Here is an 18,107-nt window from a genome sequence, read left to right on the forward strand (position 1 = left end):
CCGGCGCCCTCCATCGCACGGTATTGCATCGGATGGCGGGCGGCCCGGGCCGGTTGGCAGCTTACTTGGACAGCAGCACGTTCTGGTTGTAACGGCGCAGCGTGTCGATCAGGGTCTGGTTCTCGGGCTCCGCCTTGGCGGCCTCGGTCCAGGTGCGGCGTGCTTCGTCATGCTGGCCCAGTTGCCAGAGCACCTCGCCCAGATGCGCGCCGATTTCAGCCTCGGGCGCCTTCGAGTAGGCGTTGCGCAGCAGTTCGGCGGCCGGTTGCAGTTCGCCCTGGCGATACTTCACCCAGCCCAGGCTGTCCATGATGTAGGGATCGTCCGGGCCAAGCTCGGACGCGCGTTCGAGCAGCTTGCGGGCTTCGGCCAGCCGCTCGTTGCGGTCGGCCAGTGAGTAGCCGAGCGCGTTGTAGCCCTGCTTCTGCTCCGGCTGCATGGCGATGACCTTGCGCAGGCCGCGTTCCATGCTGTCGTAGCGCTTCTCGCGCTCGTCGAGCATCGCCAGTTCGTAGACCCAGTCGGCATTGTCCGGCTCCACGCGCACGCGTTCCTCCAGTGACTTGCGCGCGCGGTCGTAGGCCTTGGCGTCGATCAGCGTGGCCACTTCTGCCTGGCGGATCGCCGCCATGCGCTGGCCGCGCTGGCCGGGGTCGGCGATGTCCTCGGCATCGGCCAGCATGTCGCTGAACACGGCCTGGGCGTCGTCGAGCTTGCCCATGCGCGCCAGCAGCTGCGCGCGCTTGGCCTGGGCTGCCGGTGCGAGGCGGCTGTCTTCGATCCGGTCGAGCCACTGGATGGCCTGCGCGTAATCCTTCTTTTCCTCGGCGATCTGCGCCAGGTACTGGAAGGCTACGTCCGGATTGGCGGCCGGGGATTTCTCGGCCATGCGCAGGTATTCCTGCAGGTAGCGCTCGGCGTCGTCGTAGCTGCGCGCCTGGAGGCTGGTCAGGCCCAGCGCCAGCGGCACGCGCGGGTCGTTCGGGGCGACCTTGCGCAGCGCCTCGAACTCGGCGCGCGCGGCTTCCATGTCGTTCTTCTGCAGGTACAGGCGGGCCAGCGTGATGTGGCCGTTGACCGAGGCCGGTGCCTTGGCCAGGAAGCGCTTGAGCAGGGCGATGGACTTGTCCGGCGCGCTCTCGGCCTGGAGTTCGGCGGCCATCAGCGCGGCGGGCTCGAGGTCAGGCTTGATGCGCAGCGCCTCGTCCAGCTCGGCCAGCGCGCCGGCGTTGTCGCCGGCCGCTTCCTTGGCGCGGGCAATGGCCAGATGCGTCTCGGCGAACTTGGTGTCGTTGGCGGTCACGCGCTGGAGCACGGCCACGGCGCCGGCCGGATCGCTGGTGCGCGAGATCTGCTGCTGCATCTGCAGGATGGCTTCCGGGCGATGGCCCGGCGGCGAGCTGGCCAGCTGCTGCACCAGCAGCGGCTCGGCCTCGTCCCAGCGGCCGTTCAGCACCAGCAGGGTGGAAAGCACTTGCCGCGCGGCGGGCGAGGTGGGCGCCAGTTCGGTCCAGAGCCGGGCGGCGTCCAGCGCCTGCTGCGAAATCCGCGCGTTGAACGCGATTTCCGTGGCGCGCTGGGCCAGGCGCGGGTCACGCGTCTGGCGCGCGAGGTCCAGGTAGGTGCGGTAGGCGGTGCCGACCAGGCCACGCTGGAGCGAGATCTCGGCGGCCAGCACCCGATAGAGGATGTCCGGCGTCAGCGACACATTCGGCAGCGGCGTGCGCGGCGCCCGGGGCTTGGTCACGGAGGCCGGCGGCGGCACGTCGATGGCTTCTTCGTCGCCCTGCGCCACCCGGGGTGGCGCGGCGTGCGCCACCGTGGCGAACGCGCCGAATGCTAGGCAGGCGGAGACGGCCAGCGCACGCGCATGGCGGCGCAAGCCGCTGGCGGGGCCGGCGGGCGCGGCGGGAAATGCTGTCATCGGAATGAGGTCCGGGCGCATGGCCTGAAGGGACGAACGGAAGTCCGGCATGAAATCGATGCTCCGGGCGCGCGGGGGCGTAGGAATGGATGAGAGGCATTGTAGCCTGCCGCTACAATGCCCTGCTTGCCGCGAGGGGCCAATGCGTTTGGGAACCCGCACAGCGCGCCGCGCGCGCCGCTGGTTCCTGCGAGGTTGGAGCGCCAAACCGGGCAAGAGGTTCTGATGGGAAGGCCGACGGAAGTCGAGAAGGAGGTCCTGGGGCGATGCCGGAATTGCCGGAAGTGGAAGTCACGCGGCGCGGACTGCTGCCGCACGTGGTGGGGCGGCGTATTGTCGACGTGACGGTGCGTCACCGCGGCCTGCGCTGGCCGGTGGAGCCGGAACTGGAGGCGCGGCTGGCCGGGCGCGTGATCGGGCGCGTCGAGCGGCGCGGCAAGTACCTGCTGATCGAATGCCTGCCGGCGGCCGGCACCGGATGTGGCGCGGAGGGCCTGGAAGGTGACACCGACACCGGCTGGCTGCTGATTCACCTCGGCATGACCGGCACGCTGCGGGTCTATCCCGATGCACCATCCCCGGGCACCCACGATCACCTCGACCTCGTCCTGGCCGCGCCCGACGCCCCCCCTGATGCCCCCAATGTCCCTGAAGCCCCGAATTCCCCCGATTCCCGTCCGGTGACCCTGCGCTTCCGCGACCCGCGCCGTTTCGGGGCGATTATCTGGAGCCCCTTGCCAGAGGCGGACCTCGGCGAGCATCCGCTGCTGCGCAAGCTCGGCCTCGAGCCGTTCGATCCGCGCTTCGACGGCGCCTGGCTCCATCGCCATACGCGGGGCCGGTCCATGGCGATCAAGACCGCGCTGCTGGCCGGCGAGATCGTGGTGGGCGTGGGCAATATCTATTGTTCGGAAAGCCTGTTCCGGGCCGGCATCCGGCCGACCACGGCGGCGGGCCGGCTCAGCCTCGCGCGCTGCGACAAGCTGGCCGTGGCCGTGCGCGAGACGCTGGCCGAGGCCATCGCCCGGGGCGGCAGCACGCTCCGCGACTTCGTCGGCAGCGATGGCAGCAGCGGCTACTTCCAGCTGGATTGCTTCGTTTATGACCGGCCCGGCGAGCCGTGTCGCGTTTGCGGCACCCCGATCCGCCAGATCGTGCAGGGCCAGCGTTCCACCTTCTATTGCCCGCATTGCCAGCATTGACGGGGGTCTCGGCGGCTTGGTGCGCGTGACGATCCAATGTCCATACATTGTCGTCCGGCATTGCCGATGGCTCCGCGCAACACTCTGTGACGGCGGCGCGCGCAAGGGACGTGAATTCCACAAAATCCGACACAAACCATGTATCGTGTGCGCAGACATAAAAAGTTACAAAAAGCGCCGAATCTCCCACTAATGTGGCATTGATCCGGTGCGCGTCTCGTGGCGGGGTCCGAGGGTCAACGGGTAGCCTTGCGCGAGGCGGGTCGTACGAGTTCGAACCAATAAATCCGAGCCGAAACAGCGAACGCGCACAACTCCATGACGAGCCTCGCCCATCAATTCGAACAATATGGCGCCTGGAGAACCGGGGTCCTTCAGTCTCTCGCCGAATTCCAGTCGTGGCTGCAACAGTACGACCTCTATGACGCTACCGCGGATGACCGCGTCCAGCGCATTCAGAACGTTCTCAAGAGCGACCGCCTCAAGGTGGCGTTCATCGCCGAGTTCTCGCGCGGCAAGAGCGAACTGATCAACGCGATTTTCTTTGCCGACTACGGCCGGCGCATCCTGCCGTCGTCGGCGGGCCGGACCACGATGTGTCCGACCGAGCTGCGCTACGACGAGAACGAGCAGCCGAGCATTCGCCTGCTGCCGATCGAGACGCGCCTGCACGACGCCTCCACGGCCGATTTCATGGAGCCCGGCTCGTCCAATTCGCATTGGACCACGGTGCCGCTGGATCCGTCGTCGCCCGAGGGCATGCTGGCCGCGTTCCAGCACGTGGTGGAAACCACGCGCGTGACGCCGGCCGTGGCCGAATCGCTCGGCCTCTATAACGAGAACGACCCGGACGCCGCGTGGTCGGTCGATGCCGATGGCATGGTCGAGATCTCGCGCTGGCGCCATGCGGTGATCAACTTCCCGCACCCGCTGCTGCGCCAGGGCTTGGTCATCCTCGACACGCCGGGCCTGAACGCGATCGGTACCGAGCCGGAACTGACGCTGCGGCTGATCCCCGATGCGCACGTGGTGGTCTTCGTGCTGGCCGCCGACGCCGGCGTGACCAAGAGCGACCTCGAACTGTGGCGCAGCCACGTGGGCGCCGGCCATCGCCGGGGCTGCCTGGCCGTGCTGAACAAGATCGACGGGCTGTGGGACCCGCTCAAGTCGTCGCCGGAGATTGCCTCGGAGATTTCGCGGCAGGTTCGCTCGACGGCCCAGATCCTCGGCATCGAGGAGCGCCGCGTCTACCCGGTGTCGGCGCAGAAGGGCCTGGTCGCCAAGGTCACCCATGACCAGCCGATGCTGGTACGCAGCAACCTGCCGCAGTTCGAGCACGTGCTGTCCGACCAGCTGATTCCGCAGCGGCGCGAGATCGTGTCCGATCAGGTCCAGCGCCTGGTGCAGGACATGTCGCGCGGCGCCCAGCAACTACTGCAAAGCCGCCGCCGGGACATCGTCGAGCAGTTGTTCGAGCTGCGCGGCCTGCGCGGCAAGAACCACGCGATGGTCAAGCACATGCTGCTGCGCGTGCAGGGCGAGAAAGAGGAATTCGAGCAGAGCATCTCGAAGTTCCAGGCGCTGCGCCTGGTCTTCGGCCGCCACAGCGCGGACATCATCAAGAGCCTGCAGTTGCGCGACGTGCGCCGCACCATGCGTGACGCCCGCGAGCAGATGAAGGAGCGATTCTTCTCGCGCGGCCTGCGCGAGGACATGGAGGCGCTGTTCGGCCAGTTGACCGGCCTGATCCACGATGCCGACCAGAAGATCGCCGGCCTGCATCAACTGGTGGACAGCATGTATCGCCGCTTCAACGCCGAGCACGGTTTCACGCTGCCGGCGCCGATGCAGTTCGTCACCTCGCGCTACGCGGTGGAGCTGCAGGAAACGCTGCAACTGGTGAACAACCATTTCGGCACGGTGAACATGCTGACCCGTTCGCGGCCGCAGTTGGTGCAGAACGCGTTCGCGACGATGGCGAGCCGGGTTCTGGAGAATTTCCGAGACCTGAACCGCGATATCGAGATCTGGCTGAAGTCCGTGATGACGCCGCTCGAGGCGCAGGTGCGCGAGCATCAGAAGCAACTGCGCCGCCGGGTGGATTCGATCGAACGCATCCACGAGGCCACCGACACGCTGGAAAGCCGCATCGCCGAACTCGAACAGGTGCTCAACGGCCTGGACGAGCGCAGCACCAAGATCGAGGGCTTTGCCAAGGTTCTCGTCGAACCGGCAGTCGAGCACGGCGCGCGCGCGGCCTGACCGGGCACCGCATCGCGGTATCATGTGGCGCCGCCTTAGAGCGGCGCTTTTCTTTTCCCCACCGCCCCGCAATGCCCCGCAAGTCAGCCGCCGCCCCCACCCTCCCAGCCAGCCCCGACATTGCCGTGCCCGACGACTTCGGCGCCCGCGTGGTGACGTGGCAGCGCACGCATGGCCGGCACGACCTGCCGTGGCAGAACACGCGCGACCCGTACCGGATCTGGCTGTCCGAGATCATGCTCCAGCAGACCCAGGTGGCGGCGGTGATCGAGTACTTCCAGCGCTTCGTGACCGCGCTGCCCACCGTGGCCGCGCTGGCCGCCGCGCCGGCCGACGCCGTCATGGCGCTCTGGGCTGGCCTGGGCTACTACTCGCGCGCGCGCAACCTGCACCGCTGCGCGAAGACGGTCATGGACGACCACGGCGGCGAGTTCCCGACCGATCCGGCCGTGCTGGTCACGCTGCCCGGCATCGGCCGCTCGACGGCGGCTGCCATCGCCGCGTTCAGCGCCGGCGTGCGCTCGCCCATCCTCGACGGCAACGTGAAGCGCGTGTTCGCGCGCGTGTTCGGCATCCACGGCTATCCGGGCGAGCGGGCCATCGAGATGCGGATGTGGGCGCTGGCCGAGCGCGCCTTGCCGCCCGCCGGCCCGCATCAGGCCGAAGACATGGTGGCCTACACGCAAGGGTTGATGGACCTGGGCGCGACGATCTGCTCGCGCGGCAAGCCGGCCTGTCTGGTCGATGCGGCGGCCTGCCCGCTGTCCGACGAATGTGTGGCGCGCCGCGAGAACCTGACCGGCACGCTGCCGACGCCCAAGCCGCGTGCCGCGATTCCCGAGCGCAGCACCGTCATGCTGATCATCCGCCACGGCCGCGACGTTCTCGTCAATCTACGACCCGACAGCGGTATCTGGGGCGGCCTGTGGAGCCTGCCCGAGATGCCCGTCGACACGGTGCCCTTCGATGCAGACGCAGCCGAGGACGCCGCGCGCGAGGTCGCCCGGCAATTCGGCGAGCCGACCTCTGCGACGCTGGCCGGGGAGCTGACGCACGTGTTCACGCACTTCCGCCTGTTGATCCGCGCGGTGCGGGTGGACCTGGGCGCGCTGGCGCTGCGCGGCGGCGCGGACGATGGCGTCAGCCGGCGCTGGCTGTCGCTCGACGATCTCGATGCGCTCGGCACGCCCGCACCGGTGCGGCGGCTGCTCGAAGATCAGGCGCGCGGCGGCTTGTTCTAGGGAAAATTCAGGAAACGGCGAGGGGCGTCAGACGATGTGATGCTGACGCATGTAGCGGTGGACGATCTCGATGCGCATGCCGGCATCGGGTAGCGCCATCAGCATTTGCTTGGCCTTGAGCGGCACGGGCAGCAATTCGCAGAGCCGGTTGGCGACCCAGCTCGGGTCGTCCCAGTGATATGGCTCGTTGAAGGGCAGGCGCGACTTGTCGGCCTGCTCGGCATGGATGGCGCTGACGATGCGCCGCAGCGCCGACAGGCATTCGCCGAGCAATTCGAGCTTGCAGTCGATCTCGTCGGGCGGCAGCAACTCCACCCGGGCCACGATCAGGCCGTCATCACGCGTGCTGTGGGAAAGGACCTGGAAGCGTTGCCGGCCGCGCGCCTCGATCAGCAGCACGCCCAGTTGCTCCATATTGCAGTCGACGATATCGGCCAGGCAGCCCACGTCTTCGGGCACGGTGGGCTGGTCCTGCTGCGCCACCTCGTTGCCACTCGCGATCAGGCAGACGCCGAACGGCGTGTGGTCGCGCATGCAGTTGCGCACCATGTCCACATAGCGCGCCTCGAATACGCGCAGCGGCAGGCGGCCATCGGGAAACAGTACCGTGTGGAGCGGAAACAGGGGCAGCGCGTCCAGATCAGGCGCGGGATGCGTCGAATGACCAGTGTCTGGTGGATGTGACGACATGCGATGCCGGTTCCGGTTCCACTACCAGGGAGGGACGTTGGCGCGTCAGCCTGCCGGGGCAAGCTCGCGGTGCCTGACCAGCACATTACCATGTGCCCGGAAGTAGTTGGCAAGTCTTTCCGCGATAAACACCGAGCGGTGCTGGCCGCCCGTGCAGCCGATCGCCACGGTCAGGTAGCTGCGGTTATCGGCAATGAAACTCGGTAGCCACTTCTCCACGTAGGCGCGGATGTCCTCGGCCATCGCCAGCACCATCGGCTGGCTTTGCAGGAAGTCGATCACCGGCACGTCGCGGCCCGTGAGGGGGCGCAGCGCGAGGTCGTAGTAGGGGTTGGGTAGCGAGCGCACGTCGAAGACCATGTCCGCGTCACTCGGCACGCCATGCTTGAAGCCGAACGATTCGAACAGCAGCGTGAGCTGCTGGCTGTCCTCGCCCCGGATCAACTCTTTGATCCAGCTGCGCAGCGTGTTGGTGCGGACGTTGCTGGTGTCGATACGGTGCGCCGATTCGGCCAGCGGGCTCAGCAGCTCGCGCTCCATCTCGATGGCTTCGATCAGCGAGGTATCGTGCGGTGCCGCATCGGCATTGGCGCTGCCCGGCAGGGCGGGTACCTCGGCCACGCGCCCGGACAACGGGTGGCGGCGGCGTGTTTCGGAGTAGCGCTGCACCAGCGCGTCGGTGTTGGCGGTCAGGAACAGCACCTGCACCTGATGGCCGGCGGCGGCCAGTTGGCGCACGGTGTCCGGCAGCCGCGCCAGCGACTCGCGGCTGCGAATGTCGGTGGCCACGCCCAGGTGGGTATAGCCCTGCTCGGCCAGGTAGCTGGTCAGCTCGGGCAGGAATTGTGCCGGGAGGTTGTCGACGCAGTAGTAGCCTGCATCTTCCAGGACATTGAGGGCGACAGACTTGCCGGAGCCGGAGATTCCGGTGATGAGGAGGATCCGCATAGCCCTGCAAGGATAGCACCGGGTGATGGCTGCGTCATGACACCCGGCGCACAAAAAGTGACGATCAGGCCGCCGGCTTGGACAGGCAATCGCTCATGAACTTCTTGTAGTCGTCGCCCTTCTTGCCCTTGCCCTGCTTGCTGCAGGCGGTCATCTTGTCCTGCTGGGTCTTGGGTTCGGCGGCGGCGGCGGGCTTGTTGGAGAGGCAGTCGCTCATGAACTTGTTGCGCTCGTCGCCCTTCTTGCCGGTGGCCTGGGCGTTGCAGGCCTTCATCTTGTCCTGTTGGGCGTTGGGCGCCTTGGCGCCAGAGGCGGCGGGGGCCGAGGCACTCTGGGCAAACGCGCCCGTGGCCAGCAGCGGGGTCACCAGCAAACACATCGCGATCAGCTTCTTCATGCTTCTCTCCTTGGCTGTGGAAACACTACGAATGGGTCCGATCCATTGGCTCGATGCCCATTACAGCACAAACGATGGAGAGCCGTGGCGCGTTGACGCGCCACCGCATCAGAGCAGGCGGCCCTGGCCGCGCGAGACCACGTCCGCCTGCATGGCGGCGCGCTGACGGTCCATGAAGTCGCGCAAGGTGTCGATGCCGCGCAGGCGCAGTATCGTATTGCGCACCGCAGCCTCGACCAGCACGGCCAGGTTGCGGCCGGCTGCCACCTGGATCTTCACCATGTGGATTGGCAGGCCCAGGACATCGAGGTATTGCGAGTCAAGCGGCAGGCGCTCGAACTCGCCGTCGTTGCGGCGCACGAGCTGCACCACGAGCTTGAGCTTCATCTTCCGGCGCACGGCCGTCTCGCCGAAGATCGTCTTGATGTCGAGCAGGCCCAGGCCGCGCACTTCCAGCAGGTTCTGCAGCAGCGGCGGGCAGCGGCCCTCGATGAAGTCGGGTCCGAGTCGCACGAAATCCACCGCATCGTCGGCCACGAGACCGTGGCCGCGCGAGATCAGTTCCAGGCCCAGTTCGCTCTTGCCCAGGCCGGACTCGCCCATGATCAGCACGCCCATGCCGAGGATGTCGAGGAACACGCCGTGCATCGTCACGCGCGGGGCGGAGATGCGCGACAGGTAGAGCCGCAGATGGTCGATCACAGCCGCCGACGACACCGGCGTGGTGAACAGCGGCGTGGACGAGCGCGTGCAGCGCAGCTCCAGGTCTGGCGGCGGCTCCATGCCATCCGCCACGACGAGGAACGGCGGCTCGAGCAGGATCAGCTCGCCCATCTGGCGCTTGCGCGGCTCGTCGTCGAGGCGCTGGTAGTAGAGGATTTCCGGCTTGCCGAGCACCTGGATCCGGTTCGGGTGGATCAGGTTCAAGTGGCCGACGAGGTCCGCCGCCGAGGTGGCTTCGCGGGCGAATTCCACGTCGAAGGCCCGGTCGGCCCCTTCCAGGCCAGCGACCCACGAGAGCTTGATGTCGGCTGCGTTGTCGTCGAAGATCGACTGCGAGGTGACGCCGGTGAGTTCCATGCGCGTATGACTTTCGGGGGCGGACAGGCCGTTTCAGGCGGCCGTTGGGGCGGGAGTCAGGGGTGCCACTGCGTCAGCAGATCATGCACCGCTTCCGACGTGGGCAGTGTGGCGAGGCCCTCGCGCATCTCGCGGTCCGAGAGCAGTTGGGCGATTTCCGACAGGATTTCCAGATGTTGTTGCGTGGCCTGTTCCGGCACGAGCAGGAAGATCAACAGCGACACCGGCTTGCCGTCCGGCGATTCGAACGGAATGGGCTCGGCCAGGCGCATGAAGCCGGCCAGCGGCTGCTTGAGACCCTTGATGCGGCCATGCGGAATGGCCACGCCGGCACCCAGACCCGTGGAACCCAGCGATTCGCGCGCGAACAGGTTATCGGTCACGGTAGCACGCGCCACGCCATGGTTGTTCTCGAACAGGAGCCCGGCTTGCTCGAACACCCGCTTCTTGCTGGTGACGGTGACGTCGAGATGGATGTTGCCGGGTGGCAGCAATTTGGCCAAACGATTCATGGGCGATGCGCGAGAAGTCAGGTTAGCGGGCCGGGGCGCGAAGGCCGTCCCGCCGGATTCGGGGCGAAACTTGGGTACCGAGATCTTGTCTGGGACGCCCGCATTGGAGCGTCCGGCCATTATAGAGCAGGGCTCCACCGCGATTTTGCGATGCAGCGCCGGGGTCGCGGCGGTGCCACGACGTGCCGGCCGGCTTGCCCACCCGGGGTGTCCCGGGGCCGTCCTGTCGTTATTTGTATGGCGGAGCATACACCGAGGCGGGCGGCTTGCGAACACTTGTTCCCATTTTGACCGCTCACGGGGGCCCCGGGTCGCCCTCCGGCGTGGCAATAAGGTAACGAAACATTCCAGGTGCCCGCACCGTCACCGCCATGGCGCGCGCCCATCAAAAAAGCCGCGCTGATTGCGCGGCTTGAGCTCTTCTTTTCAGTCCTCTGCAGGGTCGGCAACCGCTCTGTTTTCGGTTGCCTGCAGGTGTCTACTGCTGCGTCAGTTGCTGGGCGGCCATCTGGTACTTCACCGCCTCGCGATCGTGGCCCTGTACGCGGTCCTTGTAGCGGATGACCTGGCGGTCGAGCTTGTCGACCAGACAGTCGATCGCCGCATACAGATCTTCATGATGCGCTTCGACGAAGATGTCCTTCCCCTTCAGATGCAGATTGATTTCCGCGTACTGGCGCCGGTCCTTCTCCTTGTGATTGTCCACCGATAGCAGCACGCTCACGCCGATGACCTGATCGAAATGCCTGACAATTCGCTCCAGTTTCGTTTCCACATACTCACGCAGCGGGGGCGTGATGTCGAGGTGGTGTCCACTGATCTTGAAGTTCATAGCGCTTCTCCTTCTGAAAGAGCCGCACCAGGCAGGCGGTTGCGGCTCGGCTACAAAGTCTTGCGGAGATTGACTGCGGGGATCTTGAGCGCTTCGCGGTATTTCGCCACCGTGCGGCGTGCGACCACGAAGCCTTGCTCACCCAGCAGTTCGGCGATCCGGCTGTCGGAAAGAGGATTCCTGGGGTCTTCGGCTCCTATCAGTTGCTTGATCAGCGCGCGGATTGCCGTGGAGGAGGCCGCGCCGCCAGTCTCCGTAGAGACGTGGCTCCCAAAGAAGTACTTCAACTCGAAAGTACCCATGGGCGTGGCCATGTACTTATTCGTGGTGACCCGGGAAATGGTCGACTCATGTAAACCGAGTGTATCGGCTATTTCCCGCAAAACCAAGGGGCGCATCGCGATTTCGCCATGCGTGAAAAAGTTCTTTTGACGTTCCACAATTGCCTGCGAAACACGCAGGATCGTATCGAATCGTTGCTGGATGTTCTTGATAAGCCACCGCGCCTCCTGAAGCTTCTGCTGCAGGCCTGCCGTCCCCGTTTCGCCCTTCGCGCCGCGCAGGATCTGCGCATACATGTCGTTGATGCGCAGCCGTGGCATGACATCCGGATTGAGCGCCGCGATCCACCCGCTGCCGCTCTTGCGCACGAACACGTCGGGCACCACGAAGTCGGCCTCGGGACGGTTGAACGCGTGCCCCGGATACGGCGCCAGCGAGCGAATCAGTTCGTGTGCCGCCTTCAGTGCTATTTCGTCCACCTGGAGCGCTTTCTTTAGCCGCGTGTAGTCGCGCACGGCCAGCAGTTCCAGATGATGATTGACGATGGTCAGCGCCAGCTCACGATGGGAGTGCTTCAGGCGACGCAATTGCAGGCTGAGGCACTCCGCGGCATTGCGCGCGCCCACGCCGGGCGGGTCGAAGCTCTGCAGCAGGGTCAGGATCGCGTGGACTTCGTCGATCTCGAATTCGAGTTCCTCGGGCAGTTCGGTGCAGATTTCCTCGAGCGAGGCGCTCAGGTAGCCGTCATCGTCGAGCGATTCGATCAGGAAGATGGCCAGGCCCTTGTCGCGCACCGAGATCTTCAGCGGGGCCAACTGCCCCATCAGGTGCTCGCGCAGCGTGGGCTCGGCATCGCGCAACTGCATCGGCGACTTTTCGTCCTCGTCGCCCTGGGGGCGGCGGGCGAAGTCGTCGAGGCTCCAGTCGCTGCCGTAGTCCTCGCTGCCGTTGTCGTTGTAGTTGTCGTCCTCACCGCCGGACGCGCCATCGGTGCGCGCGTCGCCGTTGGGCTGTGGCTCGGAGGAGGCCGGCGCGGGGGCGCTCTGGAGGTTGACCGAGCCATCGGCGGCTACCCGCAGCGGGCTTTCGATCCAGTCGTTTTCGCGTTCGAGCAGGGGATTTTCGGTCAGCGCCTGTTCCACTTCCTGCTGGAGTTCAAGCGTCGAGAGCTGCAACAATCGAATCGACTGTTGCAGCTGCGGGGTCAATGCCAGATGTTGCGAGAGACGAAGCTGAAGCGACGGTTTCATGCGACCTATTCTATGCGCATCCTTCCGACTATGGAACGGAAATTGCTATCGCCTATCGCTCTGACTTCCTGATCGACCCCGGCTGTCGCCGTGGAGGCCGGGAGAAGCGCGGCCGCACGCGGCGGCCGATGGGTCACATGCGGAAATTTTCGCCCAGGTACACGCGTCGCACGGACTCGTTGGCGATGATTTCCTCAGGCTGGCCGGCGGCCAGCACCGTGCCTTCGCTGATGATGTAGGCGTGGTCGCAGATGCCGAGCGTCTCGCGCACGTTGTGGTCGGTGATCAGCACGCCGATGTTGCGCGCCTTCAGGAAGCTCACGATGCGCTGGATTTCGCCCACGGCGATGGGGTCCACGCCGGCGAACGGCTCGTCCAGCAGGATGAAGCGCGGCGCGGAGGCCAGCGCCCGGGCAATTTCCACGCGGCGGCGCTCGCCGCCGGAGAGCGACAGCGCCGGGTTGTTGCGCAGATGGGCGATCTGCAGGTCATCCAGCAGCGAATCCAGGCGGCGTTCGATCTCGGCCTTCGGCAGCGGCTTGCCCTTCTCCAATTGCAACTCGAGCACGGCGCGGATGTTTTCCTCGACGTTGAGCTTGCGGAAGACCGAGGCCTCCTGCGGCAGGTAGGACAGGCCCATGCGGGCGCGCTCGTGGATCGGCAGGCCGCTGATGTGCTGGTCGTCCAGCACGATGTCGCCCTCATCCAGTGCCACCAGGCCCACGATCATGTAGAACGACGTGGTCTTGCCGGCGCCGTTCGGACCGAGCAGGCCGACCACCTCGCCGCTCTTCACGTCCAGCGAGACGTCCTTGACCACGGTGCGCGAACCGTAGCGCTTCTTCAGGTGGCGCACGACCAGCGTGCTGCTGTCGGTACGGGCGGCCGACGGGGCTGCGGAGGCGTTCGGGGCGAGCGTGGCGGAGTCGTTCATCAGGTCAATGCATGCGTGACGCGGCGGGCGCGTCCGGGGTTCAGGGCTTGCCGGGCGCGGGCGCCGGCTTCAGTTCCAGCGGCGGTGGCGGCGCGGCGGCGCCGCTGGCCGGGTCCGCGCGCGGCGAGAGCACGGCGCGCACGCGGCCGGACGGGTTGCCGGTGGAGGTGTTGTTGTCGCCGCCGGCAGCCGTGTAGTACTCGTTGCGGCTGTCGTAGGTGATCACGGCGCCGCGGATCTCGTCGACGGTCTTCGCGCCGGCGATGCGCGCCGCGCGGGCATGACCGATCAGCTTCGACATTTCCTGCTTGCCGTCGTACTCGATGCGGTCGCCCCAGCCGTCGATGTATTCGTCCACGCCGTCGCGCTTCTGGCGGATATACGCCTGGCGGCCCGGATTGGCCGTGGCCACCGCGTACTGGTAGCCCTCGGGGTCGGTGCGGATCTGCGCGGCGTCCGACTTCAGCACCATCGTGCCCTTGGTCAGCACGACGTTGCCGGTCAGCGTATAGATCTGCTTCACGTCGTCATAGCTGGCGTTGTTGGCCTCCAGCACCAGCGGCTTGTCCTTGTCGGCACGCTCCGCCAGGGCCGGCTGGGCCAGGGTCGCGCCGAGCGCGGCGATTGCCACCGCCAGGGCGGGCACGATGCGGCGACAGGACAACGTCGTCAGGGATGGGGTCATGTTGGTCAGCTGAGAGAATGACGGGCGATCCGTTGCCGGCGCCTGGCGTGCTTGTTGTTGTGCTTACTGCGTGGTCCGGGCCTGCCCCGACGGCGGATTCATGACGATGGTGCCGCGTACGTTGCCGAGCAATTGTACTTCGCGCGTGACATTGTTGAAGACCAGTCCGTTGGCCGTCATCACCGACGGGCCGCGCGTGAGTTGTACCGCTTTATCGGTCTTGACGATGTCGTCATTGACCAGCAACTGGAAATATTGCGATGCAGCGGTCATGCGCGGGTCCTTCGACGGATCCACGCCGGGTTGCCGTACCAGGAAGGCATTGCCGTACAGGTCGATGACCGAGCCCTCCGAGTTCATCACGCCCCGGTCCGCGTTGACCGTGACCGGGGGGCGGTCCGGCTGGTAGGCGCGCATGGCCGGCGTGGTCACCTCGTAGGTCTGGTCGTCCTCGAAATGGATCATCTTCACGCCGGTGAAGCGCATCTTGGTGGCGCCGGTCGTGTCCAGTTCCGTGGCCGAGAAGCGGTCCATGTAGTAGTCCGCCTCATGGCGCTTGGCGCGGTTCTGGGCGGCCTCGTCCTCATGGGGCGAGTTGATCTGCACCAGCCAGAACGTGCTGCCGGCGACCATCGCCATTAGCAGCAGCGGCAGCAGCCGCATGACCAGACCGGAGATCCTGCCGAAGAAGTCGCGCATCGCCGGCCCCGCTCAGATGACCTTGGCGCGGGTCAGGTCATGGATGTGGAGCGCGCCCACGAGCTTGCCGTCGCCATCGACCACCAGCAGCTGGTTGATGCGGTTCGCTTCCATGATCTGCACCGCTTCCACGGCCAGCTGGTCCTGGTTCACCACGTGGGGGTTACGGTGCATGACCTCGCCGATGGGCACGGTGCGCCAGTCGCGCGGGGTTTCCAGCAGGCGGCGCAGGTCGCCGTCGGTGAACACGCCGATGGCGTGGCCGTCCGGGTCCACCACGGCCGTCATGGCCAGGCCCTTGCGGGTGATTTCCATCAGCGCCTGGGCCAGCGGGGTGTTTTCACGCACCTCGGGCACGCCGTTGCCGGTGCGCATGACGTCGCGCACGTGGGTCAGCAGCTTGCGGCCCAGCGCGCCGCCCGGGTGCGATCGGGCGAAGTCTTCCTCGCCAAAGCCGCGCGCGTCCAGCACGGCCACGGCCAAGGCGTCGCCCAGCGCCAGCGCCGCCGTGGTGCTGGCCGTCGGGGCCAGGTTCAGCGGGCAGGCCTCCTGGGCCACGGCGCCGTCCAGATGGGCATCGGACAGCTTGGCGAGGTTCGATTCCGGGTTCCCGGTGACCGAGATCAGCCCGGCGCCGATGCGCTTGACGATCGGGACGATCGACAGCAGCTCGGCCGTCTCGCCGGAATTGGAGAACGCAATCAGCACGTCGTCGCGGGTGATCATGCCCAGGTCGCCGTGGCTGGCCTCGGCCGGGTGCACGAAGAACGACGGCGTACCCGTGGAAGCCAGCGTGGCCGCCACTTTGCGGCCGATATGGCCGGACTTGCCGATGCCGGACACGACCACGCGTCCGGTGCAGCCCAGGATCATCTGGACCGCCTTGGTAAACGCGGGCGTCAGTCGGTCAGCCAGCGCGGAAACGGCGTCGGCTTCGATCTGGAGGGTGTGGCGAGCGAGCTTAAGTGCTCGTTCCGCATCGAAATTGGCTATCATGGCGACGAAGTATACCAACGAATGCGATGGCGACCGGCCCGGCTTTTCTGCCATGGGGTCCGGGCGACCGCCGCTTGCCGTGTTTCCCCGGCGAGGCACCGATGCCGGGACGGCGCGCGTGCCCGGCCGGCTCGTTCCAGGTCAAGCCCCAAGTCTTCCCCGAAGCCCGCCGAATGCATTCTCCGCTGGAACTGACCCTCGTGCTGCTGGCCGCCGCCGTTCTTGGCGTGGTGGCCTTCCGCATGCTGCAACTGCCACCCATGCTGGGCTACCTGGCGGTGGGCATCCTGATCGGTCCCCACGCGCTCGCGCTGGCCAACGATTCCGCCCAGACCAAGTACCTGGCCGAATTCGGCGTGGTCTTCCTGATGTTCTCGATCGGGCTCGAGTTCAACCTGGGCAAGCTCCGCTCGATGAAACGGCTCGTATTCGGGCTGGGCGGCTCCCAGGTGGTGCTGACGATGCTGCTCGTGGTAGCGGCCGGATGGGCGCTCTCGGCCTGGATCGGGCTGACCTGGCAGGCCTCGGTGGCGCTGGGCGGGGCGCTGGCCATGTCCTCGACGGCCATCGTCTCCAAGATGCTTTCCGAGCGCATGGAGCTGGAGGCGGAGCACGGCCGCAACATCATCAGCGTGCTGCTGTTCCAGGATCTGGCCGTGGTGCCGCTGCTGATCGTCATCCCGGCGCTCTCGCGCGACCCCGGCGAGCTGGCGGCGGCGCTGGGGGTGGCCACGGTCAAGATCGTGGTGGCCCTCGGCCTGATCTTCTTCCTTGGCCAGCGGGTGATGAGCCGCTGGTTCCACGTGGTGGCGGCGCGGCGCTCGCAGGAACTGTTCATGCTGAACCTGCTGCTGGTCACGCTCGGCATGGCCGCGCTGACCGAGCGGCTGGGTTTGTCGATGGCGCTCGGCGCGTTCATGGCCGGCATGCTGATCTCGGAAACGCCCTACCGGCATCAGGTGGAAGAGGACATCAAGCCGTTCCGCGACGTGCTGCTGGGGCTGTTCTTCGTCACCATCGGCATGCTGTTGAACATCAATGTGGTGATCGACCACATCTGGCTGGTGCTGGGCCTGCTGTTCGTGCCGATCCTGTTCAAGCTGGTGCTGATCACGGTGCTGGCGCGGCTGTTCGGCTCCCGGCAGGGCGTGGCCATCCGTACCGGGCTGGGGCTGGCGCAGGCGGGGGAGTTCGGCTTCGTGCTGCTGAACCAGATCGATGGTATCGGGCTGGTGGATCCGGTGCTGATCCAGGTCATCCTGGCCTCGATGCTGCTGTCGATGCTGGCGGCGCCGTTCCTGATCCAGTACAGCGACACCATCGTGCTGCGCTTTGCCGCCAACGAATGGCTGATGCAGTCGCTGAACATGACCCGCATCGCCGCCCAGAGCCTGCAGACCGAGAAGCACGCGATCATCTGCGGATTTGGCCGCAGCGGGCAGAACCTGGCGCATATGCTCGAGCGCGAGGGCATCAACTACGTGGCGCTCGACCTCGACCCGGACCGCGTGCGCGAGGCCGCCGGGGCCGGCGACACCGTGGTCTATGGCGATGCCGGCCGCCGCGAGGCGCTGATCGCCGCTGGTATCCACCGCGCCGCCGCGCTGATTGTGACCTATGCCAACACGCCGTCGGCGCTGCGGGTGCTGCACCACGTGCAGGAGCTGGCGCCGGCGCTGCCCGTGATCGTGCGGACCGTGGACGATTCCGAGCTGGACACGCTCCAGAAGGCCGGCGCCACCGAGGTGGTGCCCGAGATCATCGAGGGCAGCCTGATGCTGGCCTCGCACGCGCTGGTGCTGCTGGGTGTGCCGATGCGGCGCGTGGTGCGCGGCGTGCAGCAGGCCCGTGACGCGCGCTACAGCCTGCTGCGCGGCTACTTCCACGGTCGGGACGACGAAGAGGACATGATCGAGCGCGACACCGTGCGGCTCCATTCGGTCTCGCTCGGCGCTGAGCACACGGCCGTGGGCCGCCGGCTGGGCGCGCTGGGGCTGGAGCGGATCGGGGTGGAGGTGACGGCGGTGCGCCGGCGCGGCATCCGCGCCTTCGATCCGCAGCCGGAGACCGTGCTGGAACCGGGCGATATCGTGGTGCTGCGTGGCACGCCGGAGGCACTGGAGTCCGCCGAGGAACGGCTGCTGCGGGATTGAGCGCCTCTATATATAGAGAG

16 protein-coding genes are annotated in these 18,107 nt (G+C 66.6%); 4 read left to right on the forward strand and 12 right to left on the reverse strand.

Features of this window, described 5'->3' with window-relative positions; translation table 11 throughout:
• Positions 1 to 61: 61 nt before the first annotated feature.
• A complete protein-coding gene (locus AC1DEL_RS26120; protein WP_092291676.1) occupies positions 62 to 1,975 on the reverse strand; it encodes a tetratricopeptide repeat protein in 1,914 nt (637 codons plus the stop codon).
• Between the two features lie 215 nt (positions 1,976 to 2,190).
• Between AC1DEL_RS26120 and mutM the strand changes: the two genes are divergently transcribed.
• The 3 genes from mutM to mutY all read left to right on the forward strand — a co-directional run bounded on the left by mutM (position 2,191) and on the right by mutY (position 6,629).
• Entirely contained in the window at positions 2,191 to 3,126 is a 936-nt protein-coding gene (mutM, locus tag AC1DEL_RS26125; protein WP_477125886.1) for a bifunctional DNA-formamidopyrimidine glycosylase/DNA-(apurinic or apyrimidinic site) lyase, read from the forward strand.
• Between the two features lie 318 nt (positions 3,127 to 3,444).
• Positions 3,445 to 5,388, forward strand: coding sequence for a dynamin family protein (locus AC1DEL_RS26130; protein WP_441644599.1), 1,944 nt, complete (start codon positions 3,445 to 3,447; stop codon positions 5,386 to 5,388).
• Between the two features lie 71 nt (positions 5,389 to 5,459).
• Positions 5,460 to 6,629, forward strand: coding sequence for an A/G-specific adenine glycosylase (mutY, locus tag AC1DEL_RS26135; RefSeq protein ID WP_477106924.1), 1,170 nt, complete (start codon positions 5,460 to 5,462; stop codon positions 6,627 to 6,629).
• 27 nt (positions 6,630 to 6,656) lie between these two features.
• On the opposite strand, the gene AC1DEL_RS26140 is transcribed toward mutY, so the two are convergent.
• From AC1DEL_RS26140 to AC1DEL_RS26190, 11 genes are all read right to left on the reverse strand, one after another.
• Positions 6,657 to 7,319: an LON peptidase substrate-binding domain-containing protein gene (locus AC1DEL_RS26140; RefSeq protein WP_441593633.1), complete on the reverse strand. Its 663-nt coding sequence runs from the start codon at positions 7,317 to 7,319 to the stop codon at positions 6,657 to 6,659.
• Positions 7,320 to 7,364: 45 nt separating this feature from the next.
• Complete coding sequence (rapZ, locus tag AC1DEL_RS26145; protein ID WP_441593632.1) at positions 7,365 to 8,267, reverse strand: RNase adapter RapZ; 903 nt, start codon at positions 8,265 to 8,267, stop codon at positions 7,365 to 7,367.
• 64 nt (positions 8,268 to 8,331) lie between these two features.
• Positions 8,332 to 8,664, reverse strand: coding sequence for a PsiF family protein (locus AC1DEL_RS26150; RefSeq protein ID WP_092291688.1), 333 nt, complete (start codon positions 8,662 to 8,664; stop codon positions 8,332 to 8,334).
• A gap of 108 nt (positions 8,665 to 8,772) precedes the next feature.
• On the reverse strand, positions 8,773 to 9,744 hold the full coding sequence (gene hprK, locus AC1DEL_RS26155) for an HPr(Ser) kinase/phosphatase (protein WP_008650955.1): 972 nt from the start codon (positions 9,742 to 9,744) through the stop codon (positions 8,773 to 8,775).
• Between the two features lie 56 nt (positions 9,745 to 9,800).
• On the reverse strand, positions 9,801 to 10,256 hold the full coding sequence (locus tag AC1DEL_RS26160; RefSeq protein ID WP_092291690.1) for a PTS sugar transporter subunit IIA: 456 nt from the start codon (positions 10,254 to 10,256) through the stop codon (positions 9,801 to 9,803).
• A gap of 478 nt (positions 10,257 to 10,734) precedes the next feature.
• Complete coding sequence (hpf, locus tag AC1DEL_RS26165) at positions 10,735 to 11,088, reverse strand: ribosome hibernation-promoting factor, HPF/YfiA family (protein ID WP_092291692.1); 354 nt, start codon at positions 11,086 to 11,088, stop codon at positions 10,735 to 10,737.
• A 50-nt stretch (positions 11,089 to 11,138) separates the two neighbouring features.
• Positions 11,139 to 12,620: an RNA polymerase factor sigma-54 gene (locus AC1DEL_RS26170; RefSeq protein WP_092291696.1), complete on the reverse strand. Its 1,482-nt coding sequence runs from the start codon at positions 12,618 to 12,620 to the stop codon at positions 11,139 to 11,141.
• A 133-nt stretch (positions 12,621 to 12,753) separates the two neighbouring features.
• Positions 12,754 to 13,554: an LPS export ABC transporter ATP-binding protein gene (lptB, locus tag AC1DEL_RS26175; RefSeq protein ID WP_092291698.1), complete on the reverse strand. Its 801-nt coding sequence runs from the start codon at positions 13,552 to 13,554 to the stop codon at positions 12,754 to 12,756.
• Positions 13,555 to 13,594: 40 nt separating this feature from the next.
• Complete coding sequence (gene lptA / locus AC1DEL_RS26180) at positions 13,595 to 14,239, reverse strand: lipopolysaccharide transport periplasmic protein LptA (RefSeq protein ID WP_441593631.1); 645 nt, start codon at positions 14,237 to 14,239, stop codon at positions 13,595 to 13,597.
• Positions 14,240 to 14,302: 63 nt separating this feature from the next.
• Positions 14,303 to 14,938: an LPS export ABC transporter periplasmic protein LptC gene (gene lptC / locus AC1DEL_RS26185; protein WP_092291702.1), complete on the reverse strand. Its 636-nt coding sequence runs from the start codon at positions 14,936 to 14,938 to the stop codon at positions 14,303 to 14,305.
• A gap of 12 nt (positions 14,939 to 14,950) precedes the next feature.
• The gene (locus AC1DEL_RS26190) at positions 14,951 to 15,934 is read right to left on the reverse strand and encodes a KpsF/GutQ family sugar-phosphate isomerase (protein WP_092292131.1); all 984 of its coding nucleotides are present in this window, start codon (positions 15,932 to 15,934) and stop codon (positions 14,951 to 14,953) included.
• 173 nt (positions 15,935 to 16,107) lie between these two features.
• Between AC1DEL_RS26190 and AC1DEL_RS26195 the strand changes: the two genes are divergently transcribed.
• A complete protein-coding gene (locus AC1DEL_RS26195) occupies positions 16,108 to 18,087 on the forward strand; it encodes a monovalent cation:proton antiporter family protein (RefSeq protein WP_092291704.1) in 1,980 nt (659 codons plus the stop codon).
• Positions 18,088 to 18,107: the final 20 nt, after the last annotated feature.

The organism is Cupriavidus sp. 10L43_2, assembly GCF_056395265.1.